The sequence below is a fragment of the Nonomuraea mesophila genome (assembly GCF_004352805.1).
Taxonomy (GTDB): Bacteria; Actinomycetota; Actinomycetes; order Streptosporangiales; family Streptosporangiaceae; genus Nonomuraea; species Nonomuraea longispora.
Window position 1 is genome coordinate 1 of record NZ_SMLD01000100.1, and the last position, 13,281, is coordinate 13,281.

At 73.3% G+C, this 13,281-nt stretch carries 6 protein-coding genes; all 6 read left to right on the top strand.

Annotated elements, in window-relative coordinates:
* Positions 1-23 precede the first annotated feature (23 nt).
* The 6 genes from E1295_RS30480 (at position 24) to E1295_RS30505 (ending at position 13,219) form a co-directional block, all read left to right on the top strand.
* Positions 24-7,292, top strand: coding sequence for a type I polyketide synthase (locus tag E1295_RS30480; RefSeq protein ID WP_220448974.1), 7,269 nt, complete (start codon positions 24-26; stop codon positions 7,290-7,292).
* Positions 7,293-7,353: 61 nt separating this feature from the next.
* Positions 7,354-8,940, top strand: coding sequence for a (2,3-dihydroxybenzoyl)adenylate synthase (locus E1295_RS30485; RefSeq protein ID WP_132635376.1), 1,587 nt, complete (start codon positions 7,354-7,356; stop codon positions 8,938-8,940).
* A gap of 29 nt (positions 8,941-8,969) precedes the next feature.
* Positions 8,970-10,403, top strand: coding sequence for an isochorismate synthase (locus tag E1295_RS30490; RefSeq protein ID WP_132635379.1), 1,434 nt, complete (start codon positions 8,970-8,972; stop codon positions 10,401-10,403).
* Between the two features lie 61 nt (positions 10,404-10,464).
* Positions 10,465-11,364, top strand: a complete 900-nt coding sequence (locus E1295_RS30495; RefSeq protein ID WP_132635382.1) for an ABC transporter ATP-binding protein — start codon at positions 10,465-10,467, stop codon at positions 11,362-11,364.
* Entirely contained in the window at positions 11,361-12,149 is a 789-nt protein-coding gene (locus E1295_RS30500) for an ABC transporter permease (protein WP_132635385.1), read from the top strand. The genes E1295_RS30495 and E1295_RS30500 overlap by 4 nt, the downstream gene beginning before the upstream one ends.
* Positions 12,150-12,328: 179 nt before the next feature.
* Positions 12,329-13,219 carry an FG-GAP repeat domain-containing protein gene (locus E1295_RS30505; RefSeq protein ID WP_166427483.1) on the top strand — a complete coding sequence of 297 codons (891 nt, stop codon included), beginning with the start codon at positions 12,329-12,331 and terminating at the stop codon, positions 13,217-13,219.
* The last annotated feature ends 62 nt before the right edge of the window (positions 13,220-13,281 follow it).

Consider the following 13,281-nt stretch of genomic DNA (forward strand, 5'->3'; position numbering starts at 1 on the left):
TGCAGATCGGCACCCGCGAGACGTTGGAGGAGTCGGGTGGCGAGGCGGTGTCGGTCGGCACGCTGCGCCGTGACGACGGTGGTCTGCGCCGGTTGTGGGCGAGCGCGGCCGAGCTGTGGGTACGCGGCGTGGCGGTCGACTGGGAGCAGGCCTACGCCTCAGCCCGTCCCCGCCGGGTCGACCTGCCCACCTACGCTTTCGAGCGCGAGCCGTACTGGCCGAAGAACATCCAGGCGAACGCCGACCTCACCCAGCTCGGCATGGGCCAGGCCGGGCACCCGCTGCTGGCGGCCACCGTGTCGCTGGCCGACGGCGAGGGCGTGCTGCTCACCGGCCGGTTGTCGCTGAAGACCCACCCGTGGCTGGCCGACCACCTGGTCAACGGGCAGGCACTGCTGCCCGGCACCGCCTTCGTCGAACTGGCCGTCAGGGCCGGTGACGAGGCCGGCTGCGACCTGCTGGAGGAGCTGACCCTGCAGGCCCCGCTGGTGCTGCCCGAGTGCGGCGGCGTCCAGGTGCAGGTGGCCGTGGGCACGCCCGACGAGGACGGGCGGCGGGCGCTGACCATCCACTCCAGGCTCGACGACGAGCCGTGGACCCGGCACGCCACCGGCTTCCTCGCCAAGGACACCGGTACGGCCGCCTTCGCCGAGACGTCGTGGCCGCCCGCCGGAGCGACCGCCGTCGGCGCCGACGGCGTGTACGAGCTGCTGTCGGGCATCGGCGTCGACTACGGCCCCGCCTTCCGCGGCGTACAGGCCGTGTGGCGGCGCGACCGGGAGCTGTTCGCCGAGGTCGCCCTGCCCGAAGGCACCGAGGCCGGCGGCTTCGGGCTGCACCCGGCGCTGCTGGACGCGGCGCTGCAGCCGCTCGCCGTGGGCGACTTCTTCCCCGCCCAGGCCACCGGCGGGCCCGTGCTGCCGTTCGCCTGGACCGGCGTGCGCCTGGCCGCCACCGGAGCCGCCACACTGCGGGTCCGGCTCGCTCCCGAGGGCGCCAACGCGGTGCGGATCGAGGTCGCCGACGCCACCGGCGCGCCCGTCGCCTCCGTGGACTCGCTGGTCGTACGCGCGATGGCCGCCGCCGACCTCAAGGCGGCCGCCGACCCGCTGCGCGACGCCCTGTTCGCCCTCGACTGGGTGCCCGCGGGCCCGGCCGCCGGCCCGGTCACCGGGCACGACGGCGCCCGGTACGCGATCGTCGGCGGCGACGGCACCCGGCTCACGGCCGCGCTCGAAGCGGCGGGAGCCCAGGTGAGCGCCCTCGACCCGGACGGCGCCACGCCGCACCTGGCGTTCCTGGTGTGCGCTCCCGACCCCGGAGCCGATCCGGCGGCGGGAGCCCGCAACGCGACCGGCGAGGTGCTGGCCGCCGCCCAGGCGTGGCTCGCCGGGGAACGGTACGCCGACGTGCCCCTGGTCGTCGTCACCCAGGGCACGATGGCTCAGGGCGGCGACCTGCCGGCCGCCGCCGTGTGGGGGCTGATCCGCTCGGCGCAGTCGGAGAACCCCGGCCGTTTCGTCCTGCTCGACCTCGACGGCACGGACGAGTCGTGGCAGGCCGTCCCGGCCGCCGTCGCGTCCGGTGAACCCCAGATCGCGCTCACCGAGGGCGAGGCCCTGGTGCCGCGGCTGTCCCGGCAGCGCACCAACGCACCCGCGGAAGCAGGGGCGGGCTCCGAGGCGCCCGTGGACACGCGGCCGGCCGCCGCCTCGTGGGACCCCGACGGGACCGTACTGATCACCGGCGGCACCGGCACCCTCGGCGGGATCGTCGCCCGCCACCTGGTGAGCGAGCACGGCGTCCGTCATCTGCTGCTGATCAGCCGCCGCGGCCCCGCCGCGGAAGGCGCGGCCGAGCTGATGTCGGAGCTGACCGCGCTCGGCGCCGACGTCACCGTCACCTCCTGCGACGCCGCCGACCGGCAGGCTCTGGCGGACGTGCTGGCCGGCATCCCCGCCGAGCATCCGCTGACCGGCGTCGTGCACACCGCCGGCGCCCTGGACGACGGCGTGCTGTCCGCGCTGACGCCGGAGCGGATCGACACCGTGCTGCGGGCCAAGGCCGACGCCGTGCTGAACCTGCACGAGCTGACCGAGGACCTGCCGCTGACCGCGTTCGTGCTGTTCTCCTCGGCGGCCGGCGTCTTCGGCGGGCCGGGCCAGGGCAACTACGCGGCGGCCAACGCGTTCGTCGACGCACTCGCCGAGCGGCGCCGGCGGCTCGGCCTGCCCGCGCTGTCGCTGGCGTGGGGCCTGTGGGAGCAGGACAGCGGGCTCACCGGGACGCTCAGCGAGACCGACAGGGCCCGGCTGGCCCGCACCGGCGTCGCGCCGCTGACCACCGCCGACGGGCTCGCCCTGCTGGACGCGGCCTGCGCCGCGGACCGGGCGGCGCTGGTGCCGATCCGGCTGGAGTTCGCGGCGCTGCGGATGGCGGCCCAGTTCGGGGCACTGCCGACGATCCTGCAGGAGCTGGTCCCCACCTCGAAGCGGCGGGTGGTCGGCAACGACCCGGCCGCCGCGTCGGAGCTGCGCGAGCGCCTGGCCCGCATGCCGGAGTCCGAGCACGCGAGGGTGCTGCTCGACCTCGTGCTCGGCCAGGTGGCGACCGTGCTCGGCTACCGTGACCCCAGCGCCGTCGAGCAGGACCGCCCCTTCAACGAGGCCGGTTTCGACTCGCTGACCGCCGTCGAGTTCCGCAACCGCATGAACGCGGCGACCGGCCTGCGGCTGCCCGCCACCCTCGTCTTCGACTACCCGACGCCCGCCGGCCTGGTCGAATATCTGCGGACCCGGCTGCTCGACGGCCCCAGGTCGGCCGTCTCGGCCAGGGCGCAGTCGGGCGAGGAGGAGCCGATCGTCATCGTCGGCATGAGCTGCCGGCTGCCCGGCGGCGTCACCGACCCCGAGGGGCTGTGGAACCTGGTGGCGGAGGGCGGCGACGCGATGTCGATGTTCCCCGCCGACCGCAACTGGAACCTGGACGAGCTCTACCACCCCGACCCGGAGCACCCCGGGACCACCTACACCCGCGAGGGCGGCTTCGTCTACGACGCCACCGCGTTCGACCCGGCGTTCTTCAGCATCTCGCCGCGCGAGGCCGTGGCCATGGACCCGCAGCAGCGCCTGCTGCTGGAGGGCTCGTGGGAGGCGATGGAGAACGCCGGCATCGACCCCGGAACGCTGCGCGGCAGCAGGACCGGCGTCTACGTCGGCCTGATGTACCACGACTACGGCTTCCACCTGCAGAACCCCACGAGCGACCTGGAGGGCCTGGTCGGCACCGGCATCTCGGCCGGCGTCGCCTCCGGGCGCGTGTCGTACACGTTCGGCTTCGAGGGCCCGTCGGTCACCATCGACACGGCCTGCTCCTCGTCGCTGGTGGCCCTGCACATGGCGATCCAGGCGCTGCGGCGCGGCGAGTGCTCCCTCGCCCTGGCCGGCGGCGTCACCGTGCTCTCCACGCCGAGCGTGTTCGTCGACTTCAGCCGCCAGCGCGGGCTCGCCCCCGACGGCCGCTGCAAGTCGTTCGCGTCGGGCGCCGACGGCACCGGCTGGGCGGAGGGCGTGGGCCTGCTGCTGGTCGAGCGGCTCTCCGACGCCCGGCGCAACGGCCACCCGATCCTGGCCGTGGTGCGCGGCACCGCGATCAACCAGGACGGCGCCAGCTACGGGCTGACCGCCCCCAACGGCCCGTCGCAGCAGCGGCTCATCGAGGAGGCGCTGGCCGACGCGCGGCTGAGCACCGCCGACGTGGACGCCGTCGAGGGCCACGGCACCGGCACCACGCTGGGAGACCCGATCGAGGCGCAGGCCGTCGTCGCCACGTACGGCCAGGACCGGCCCGAGGACCGGCCGCTCTGGCTCGGCTCGGTGAAGTCGAACCTCGGCCACACCCAGGCCGCCGCCGGCGTCGCCGGCATCATCAAGATGGTGATGGCCATGCGGCACGGCGTGCTGCCGCGGACCCTGCACGTGGACGAGCCCACCAGCCACGTCGCATGGGACGCGGGCGCGGTCAAGGTGCTCACCGAGGCCGTCCCGTGGCCGGAGACCGGCAGGCCGCGCCGCGCCGGCGTCTCGTCGTTCGGCATCAGCGGCACCAACGCCCACGTCATCATCGAGCAGCCCCCGGAGCGGGACAGGCCCGAGACGCCCGAGGAGGCCCCGCGCCCGGTCATCCCGTGGGTGTTGTCGGCCAAGAGCGCGGAGGCGCTGAAGGCACAGGCCCGCCGGCTCCGCGACCACCTGGGCGCCGGCCGGCGGCCCACCGACGTCGCCTGGTCACTGGCCACGACACGGGCCTCGTTCAAGCGGCGTACGGTCGTCCTCGGCGCCACCCGCGACGAGCTCGCCGCCGGGCTGGAGTCCGCGCTCGCGGGCGCACCGGCCGACAACGTGATCACCGGCTCGGCCGCGCGGGGGCGCACGGCGTACCTGTTCACCGGCCAGGGCAGCCAGCGGCCGGGCATGGGGGAGGAGCTGTACGCGGCCTACCCCGAGTACGCCGCGGCCTTCGACGAGGTCTGCTCTCGCTTCGACCGGCACCTCGACCGGCCCCTGCGCGAGGTCATCACCGGCGACGCCGACCTGCTCGCCCAGACCCGGTACACCCAGGCCGCGCTGTTCGCCGTCGAGGTCGCCCTGTTCCGCTGCCTGGAGGCGTGGGGCGTACGACCCGACTTCCTGGCCGGCCACTCGATCGGCGAGATCGCCGCCGCGCACGTCGCCGGCGTGTTGTCGCTGGACGACGCGGTCACGCTCGTCGCCGCGAGGGGTGGCCTCATGCAGGCGCTGCCGCCCGGCGGCGCCATGGTCTCGGTGCGCGGCGCGACAGAGGAGGACGTGCTGCCGCTGCTGGCCGGGCACGAGGAGCGCGTCGGCATCGCCTCCGTCAACGGCCCCTCGTCGCTGGTGTTGTCCGGCGACGAGGCGAGCGTGCTGGAGCTGGCCGAGCAGCTCGCCTCGCGCGGCTGCAAGACCAGGCGGCTGACCGTCAGCCACGCCTTCCACTCGCCGCTGATGGAGCCGGCGATCGAGGAGTTCGTGAACGTCGCCCGCGGGCTGGCCTTCCAGCCGCCCGAGATCCCCGTCGTCTCCAACGTCACCGGCGAACTCGCCACCGTCGAGGAGCTGACCTCGCCCGAGTACTGGGCCCGCCACCTGCGGCAGGCCGTGCGCTTCTGCGACGGCGTACGGACCCTGCGCGACCAGGGCGTGTCCACCTTCATCGAGCTCGGCCCCGACGCGGTGCTGTCCGCCATGGTGGAGGACTGCCTGGACGGCTGGACCGGGGTCGTCGCTCCCGCGCTGCGCCGCGACCGGGCCGAGACCGGCACGCTCATCGAGGCCCTGGCCTGCGCGTACACCAACGGGGTCGGCGTCGACTGGGCGGCCGTGATCGGCTCGGGACAGGCCGTGCCGCTGCCCACCTACCCCTTCCAGCGTCAGCGGTACTGGCCGGACCCGCCTCGCCAGGAGGAGGACGTCCGGCCCGACCAGGGGCTCTGGGACGCCGTCGGCCGCGACGACCTCGACGGCCTGCTCGCGGTGCTCGGCCTGGAGAGCGGCTCCACGGTCGCCGACCTGCTGCCCGCGCTCGCCCGGCTGCGCGGCCCGGGTGGCGGCCCGGGTGGCGGCGATGGCGGCGCGCGCCATGGGGACGTGCGTTACCAGCTCGGCTGGCGGCCCGTCACCGACCTGCCCGCGCCCGCACTGTCGGGAACGTGGGCGGTGGTGGCGGACGACGCCGCCCAGGCGCAGGCTCTGGCGGCCGGGCTCGCCGCTCACGGCGCGGACACCGTGGTGCTGCCCGAGATGCCCGGCTCCTCCGGCGGCGGTTGGGTGCTGCCCGGGACGCCCGGTTCCTCCGGCGGCGGTGGTGTGGCGGGCATCGTGTGCCTGCTGCCGGCCGGCGTGCGGGCTCCGGCGGTCCCCGACGGGTCGGCGCCGGTCTGGTTCCTCACCAGCGGCGCGATCCAGGTGGTGCCGTCCGACCGCGTGGCCGGTCCGGACACCGCCGAGGACTGGGGCGCCCTCCGGAGCGCGTCCGCGCTGCTAGGCGGCGGGCTGGTCGACCTGCCCGCCAAGCTCGACGACCAGGTGATCCGCCGGTTGTGCGGGGTTCTGTCCGGTCTGACGGGCGAGTCCGAGCTGGCCGTACGTTCCGGCGGGGTCTTCGCCCGCAGGCTGCGGCCCGCGCCGCTGCGCGGCACCCCGCTCGGCCGCGAGTGGCGGCCCGGCGGCACGGTCCTGGTGGCCGGACCCCTCGACGACACCGCCACGGAACTGGCCCGGTGGGCCGCCCGCAGCGGCGCGGACCGGGTCGTCCTCACCGAACCCGCCGCGGGCCTCGAAGGCGAGCCGGGCGTCACCATCCGAACCGGCCTCGCCGCAGCCACGTCCCTCCTGACCCCGGCCACCGCGCTCGCCGGCCAGGCGGCCACCGGGCCCGGGGCGAACGGTCACGGGGGCGGCGGATCCGGCGTGAACGGTCACGGGACCGAAGCGTCCGGCGTGAACGGGCATGCGGCCGGCGGGCCTGACGTGAACGGTCACGGGACCGAAGCGTCCGGGGTGAACGGGCACGCGGCCGGGGGAGCCGGGCAGGGTGGGGTGGTGACCGCGGTGGTGTGTACGACCGCGGAGGCGGCCCGCGCCCTGGACGGGCCCGCCAGGACCGCGGGCGTGCCGGTCTTCGTGATGCCGGCCCCGGCCCGGGCCGCCTGGGGTGGGGACGGCGCGCAGGCGTACGAGTTCTTCGCCGCGCTGGCGGAGGAGCGGACCGCCGCGGGACACCCCACGCTGGCCGTGGCCGCCGGGCTGAAGGAGCCCGGGGACGCCGTGTCGGCCGTCCGCCAGGCCCTGCACCAGGGCGACAGGACGCTCGTCGTCGCCGACCCGGACTGGGCCGCGCTGCACGCTGACGGACACGCCCGCCTGCTGGAGGAGATCCCGCAGGCGGCCGGGGAGGACGACGAGTCCGGCGAGGCGGTCGACGACGCCGCGGCCTTCCGCCGGCTGTTGTCCGACAGCCCGGCGGACGAGCACCGCGACATCGTGCTCGGCGTGGTGCGCGGCGAGGCCGCGGCGATCCTGCAGTTGCCGCTGCCCGACGCGGTGGAGCAGGACGCGGAGTTCTTCGAGCTCGGCTTCTCCTCGATGGCCGCGGTGGAGCTGCGCAACCGGCTCGTCGAGCTGACCGGCATCGAGGTGGCGGCCGACGCGATCTATGACTATCCGACCCCTGCCGAGCTGGCCGAGCACCTGCTCGCCGAGGCCATGAGCTGAGCCATCCCGGCTGAGATCGCGGTCAGGCCATGACGGCCCCCGCCGAGGAAAGGACGGACCCGTGCAGGATGGATGCACCCCCTGGCCGGAGGAGTTCGCCGAACGTTACCGTGCGGCCGGCTACTGGCGCGACGAGACGCTGGGCGAGTTGCTGGGCGGGCTGGCCCGCTCTCATCCCGGCAAGACCGCCCTCGTGGTGGGCCAGGAGCGGTGGAGCTACGCCGAACTGGACGCCGGGACCGACCGGATGGCGGCCGGCCTGCACCGGCTGGGCATCGGCTCGGGAGACCGGGTCGTCGTGCAGCTGCCGAACATTCCAGAACTGGTCACGCTGATGTTCGCGCTGTTCAGGATCGGTGCCCAGCCGGTCCTGGCGCTGCCGGCCCACCGCAGCAGTGAGATCACGTACTTCTGCGAGTTCACCGACGCGGTGGCGTACGTCATCCCGGACGTGCACGTCGGGTTCGACTACCGGGAGCTGGCCGCGGAGGTGACGGCGCGGGTGCCCACGCTCAAGCACGTGCTGGTCGCGGGGGATCCGGGAGACTTCACCGCGCTGCCCCTGGACGGGGAGCCGGTCGACCTGCCGAGGCCCGATCCGGCGGGCGTGGCGCTGTTCCTGCTGTCCGGCGGTACGACGGGCGTGCCGAAGCTGGTGCCGCGCGCCCACCAGGAATGGTCGTACAGCGGGCGTGCGGTGGCCGAGGCGTGCGACTACGGCGAGGAGACCGTCCACCTGGTGAGCCTGCCGCTGAGCCACAACTGGCCGCTGACCCACGGGCTGCTGGCCACCTTCCACGCGGCCGGCACGCTGGTGCTCGCCCCAGGACCCAGCCCGGACGAGGCTTTCCCGCTCATCGAACGGGAAAGAGTGACCGAGACCGGGCTGATCCCGGGGGCGGCGCTGCTGTGGATGGAGGCGGCAGAGTGGGACGAGTACGACCTGTCGAGCCTGCGGCGGGTCACGATCGGCGGGACGAAGCTCCAGCCCGAGCTGGCCCGGCGGGTGGAGCCGGCGCTCGGGTGCCGGCTCCAGCAGGCCTTCGGCATGGCCGAGGGGCTGTGCGGGTTCCACCGGTGGGACGACCCGCAGGACGTGGTGCTCGTCAGCCAGGGGCTGCCCGTCTCTCCGGCGGACGAGGTCCGGGTCGTGGACGAGGACGACAACGACGTCGCCCCGGGCGAGGTGGGCCGGCTGCTGGCGCGCGGCCCGTACACGGTGCGCGGCTACTACCGGGCGCCCGAGCACAACGCGAAGACGTTCACCGCCGACGGGTTCTACCGGACAGGAGACCTGGTGCGGCTGCTGCCGACCGGGCACCTGATCTTCGAGGGGCGGGTCAAGGACCAGATCAACCGGGGAGCCGAGAAGATCGCGGCCGAGGAGGTGGAGAACCACCTGCTCGCCCATCCCGGTGTCTGGGAGGTCGCTCTGGTGGGCCTGCCTGACGACGTGCTCGGCGAGCGCAGCTGCGCCTGCGTGGTGCCCCGCGGCACGCCGCCGACGCTGGCCGAGCTCGCCGCCTTCCTGCGCGACCGTGGTGTCGCGGCCTTCAAGTTCCCCGACCGCCTGGAGATCGTCCAGCGACTCCCGCTCACCCCGCTCGGCAAGGTCAGCAAGAAGACGCTCGCCGGCATGTTCCACTGACCCCCCACGCTCGCAGAGGACGATCGCCGATGCACGTCGCAGACATCGACCTGCAGGGATTCCTGGAAGTTCACGCCAAAGCGACCATCGAGGCGCGCAACAACGCCTCCCCTGCCCTGGCGGTCTGGCGCCAGGACATCGGCCCCTTCGACCCGGCCGGGCTGCTCAGGCCGTTGTTCGAGCGGTCCACGCGCACCTTCGTCTGGGTGTCGCCGCAGACCAGCGTCATCGGCATGGGCAGCGCCACCGACTTCACCCACGTCGGCCGGGACAGGTTCGACGGCATCCGGCGCGGCTGGGAGAAGGCGGCGAGGACCGCGGTGGCGGGCGGTCCCGGAGCGCGTGGTGTGCCGGCGCTGGTCGGCGGGTTCGCCTTCGCGCCGCGTCCCGGCTCGTTGCCGGAGGCGCTGATGTGGGTGCCGCGCGTGCTCATCACGCAGGAGGACGGCAGGGCGACGCTCGCGCTCAGCGTGTGCGTCGACCCTCGCGGCGCCACGCCGGACGGTCCGACGCGCACGGTCGCGGACGCCGCCGCCCTGCTCGCCGCCGCCGGGGTGCGGCCGTGCCCGAGCCCGCTACTCGCGGGTACGAACCTGGTCGAGGTCCCGTCGGCGTCGGAGTGGAAGGCACTGGTCGCGCACACCGTCGAGCAGATCAGGCGCGGCCGGTTCGACAAGGCGGTGCTGGCGCGGCAGCTGCGGGTGAGCTCGCCCTGCGGCTACGACCTGGCCTCGGTCTTGGGGACGCTGCTGGACACGCAGCCGGGCAGCACAGCGTTCGCCGTGGCCGCGTACGGGCAGGCTTTCGTCGGCGCCACGCCGGAGCGGCTGGTCAGCCTGCGCGGCGGCCGGGCGGAGTCGATGAGCCTGGCGGCGTCGATGCCCAGGGGGGCGACCCCTGCCGAGGACGCGTGCCTGCGCGCGGCGCTGCTGGAGGACGACAAGTCCCGGCGCGAGCAGAAGATCGTCACGGCGACGTTGCGGCGCGCGTTCGAGGAGGTGTGCGACACCGTCACGGTGCCGGACGAGCCGCACGTGCTCGACCTGCCGAACCTGCGGCACCTGCACAGCCGCATCGTCGGCGAGGTCGCCGACCCCGAGTCGGCCAGCGTGCTGGACCTGGTCGAGCGGCTGCACCCGACGCCTGCCGTCGGCGGGCAGCCGCGGCGGGCGGCGCTGGAGTGGCTGGGCGAGGCCGAGCCCTTCGACCGGGGCTGGTACGCGGGCCCCGTCGGGTGGATGAACGACGAGCAGGAGGGCGACTTCGCGGTGGCCATCCGCTCGGCCCACCTGGACGAGGGCACCGCCACGTTGTACGCGGGCTGTGGGATCGTGGCGGGTTCCGACCCGGACGCGGAGCTGGAGGAGACCCGGTTGAAGTTCCGTCCCATGCTCAATGCACTGGCGGTCCCCTTATCCGAAAGGGCACCATATGGACGGGCCGAGTGCAAAGATCTTGACTGAAAGGTGTGGGAACCGTACGCACGACCGGACTCCATCTCCCGTCCGGGGAGGGACTGGAAATATGATCGAAATAACCGATTTGACCAAACGTTATGGCAATAAGACCGCAGTGGATGGTTTGTCATTTAATGTCCATCCTGGGAGGGTCACGGGTTTTCTCGGACCCAACGGGGCCGGCAAATCGACCACCATGCGGGCGATCCTCGGCCTCGACCGTCCCCACGGCGGAAGCGTGACGGTCAACGGCCGCGCCTACGTCGGCCTGCCCCGGCCGATGCGCGAGGTGGGAGCCCTGCTCGACGCCCGCGCCGTGCACCCCCGGCGTACGGCGCGCAACCACCTGCTCTGCATCGCCCAGACCAACGGGATCCCCGCCAAGCGGGTGGACGAGGTCCTCCAGGTGGTCGGGCTCGAGTCGGTGGCACGCAAACGCGCGGGAGGCTTCTCGCTGGGCATGGGGCAGCGGCTCGGCATCGCGGTGGCGCTGCTCGGCGACCCCAAGGTGCTGTTATTCGACGAACCGGTCAACGGGCTCGACCCCGAAGGCATCAAGTGGATCCGCGAGCTGATGCGCGGCCTGGCCGCCGAGGGCCGTACCGTCCTCGTCTCCAGCCACCTGATGAGCGAGATGGCGCAGACCGCCGACCACCTCATCGTCATAGGCAAGGGCAAGCTGATCGCCGACATCGGCATCAGCGAGTTCGTCCGGCAGGGGTCCAACGTGCTCGTACGCGCCGACGACCAGGAGCGGCTCGCCGCCAAGCTGACCGAGGCCGGCGGCACCGTGCTGCCCGGCGCCGACGGCGCGCTCATCGTCACCGGGCTGGAGGCCAGGCAGGTCGGCAGGGCCGCGCTCGACGCCGAGGTGGTGCTGACCGAGCTGACGCCGCAACGCTCCCTGGAGCAGGCCTACATGGATCTGACCCGGGACAGCGTCGAGTTCCAGGCGAGTGCGGCATGAGCGTGGCCTTCGCGGACACCGTCCGCTCCGAATGGACCAAGTTCCGGACGATCCCGTCCAACATCCCCACCATGCTGACCGCCGTCGCGCTCATGGTGTTCCCCGGCGCTCTGACCGCCAACGGCGCGAGCGAGAACTACCAGGCGGCCGACGAGGCCACCAGAGCGGTGTTCGACCCGACCTACATCAGCATGTACGGCGGCTTCCTGTTCGCCCAGATCACCGTGGGCGCGCTGGGCGTGCTCGTGGTGACCCACGAGTACGCCACCGGCCTGATCCGCACCAGCACGACCGTGGTGCCGCGGCGCGGCCGGCTGATGGGCGCCAAGGTGGCCACGTTCGCCCTGATCGCCCTGCTGATGGGCTGGGTGTCCAGCTTCGGCTCGTTCTTCCTCGGGCAGGCCGTGCTGGGATCCGGCGGCGCTCCCACCGCCTCGCTCGGCGACCCCGGCGTCCTCCGCGCCGTGGCCGGCATGGGGCTGCTCTGGGTGCTGGTCGGACTGTCGGGCGTGGCGCTGGGCGGCCTGCTGCGCTCCACCATGAGCGCCACGACCGTGCTGGTCGCGGTCAACTTCATCATCCCGATCATCGGGCCCAGGCTGCTGCCCGACGCGGTCGGCGCCTGGGTGCAGACGTACTGGCCCATCCAGGCGGGCCTGCAGATCACCACGACCGTGCAGAGCGCCGAGCGCATGCTGCCGTGGCCTGGCTTCGGGGTGATGGCCGCCTTCACCGCCGTGCTGCTGATCGCGGCGTTCGCCCTGTTCCGCTCCCGCGACGCCTGACCGTCGCACCCGGCACCCGGCGCGCTCCCCGCGCGCCGGGTCTCCGGCATGCCCGCACCCCCTCCACTGGGGCTGACCGGCCGATTTAGTGGGCTGCTAGGGGTTACCCGCCTTATCCCGTCTCGCAAATACTGATGACGCTTGACCGGGAAATCCTGGCGGGGAGGAGCGTTACAATAATGGCGCCGAATTTCGCGAACGGTCAGTGCCGGTCCTTTCGGGGCGACGGGCTGCCGGATCTGCTCGTACGCAACACGGAAACCGGCGAGCTCTTCGTTCACCCGCACAGCGGCGAATTCGACGGGACCGGCACGTTCGGCCCGCCGGTGAAGATCGGCGACGGATTCGGATGGTGGCGTTTCTTCTTCGTCCGCGCCGTGGACGCGTCCGGCGACGGGCGCGCCGACATATGCGCCTTCAGCACCAGCGAATATGACATCAATCCCGGCGAGAACGGCGAGTTCGGCTTCTTCCTGCTGCGCAACCTCGGCGGGCCCGGCGAGATCGGCCCCTTCGCCGAGCCGCTGCGCGTGTCCAGCAAGCGCGACGACGGCCAGGAATGGGAGACCATCGGGTTCGCCGACGTGACGGGCACCGGCACCGACGACACGTTCGGCCGGGGCAAGAACGCCGGCAACATCGACCTGTTCCCGCACCGTGGCCAGGGCGTCGTCAGGAACGACACCTACGACAAGGAGCCGGTGCGGCTCATCGACGTCGACGTCGACGACTTCCCCGTCGCCATGGCCGACTTCACCGGGAACGGCACCCCCGACCTGCTGGTCCGCCGCCCCAACGGCGACATGGACCTGTTCGAGTTCGCCGGGAAGCCCGGCACGACGACCGAGGGCACGTGGTACACCGTCGCCCGCGGCTGGCAGGACATGCGCATCATGACGCTCACGGACGTCGACCTCGACGGGCGGCCCGACCTGCTCGGCCTGCGCCCCGACGGCACGCTCGACGCGTACGCGCACTCCGGCGTCTTCAACCCCCAGGCTCCGCTCGACCTCTTTCGTGAACCGGTCACCGTGGCCACCGGATTCGGCAAGTACGACGTCGTCAGCTGATCGCGGTCAGCTGATCACGCAAAAGCGTTTCCCCGCACTGTTCCCGCTCCGTCGGAATATGG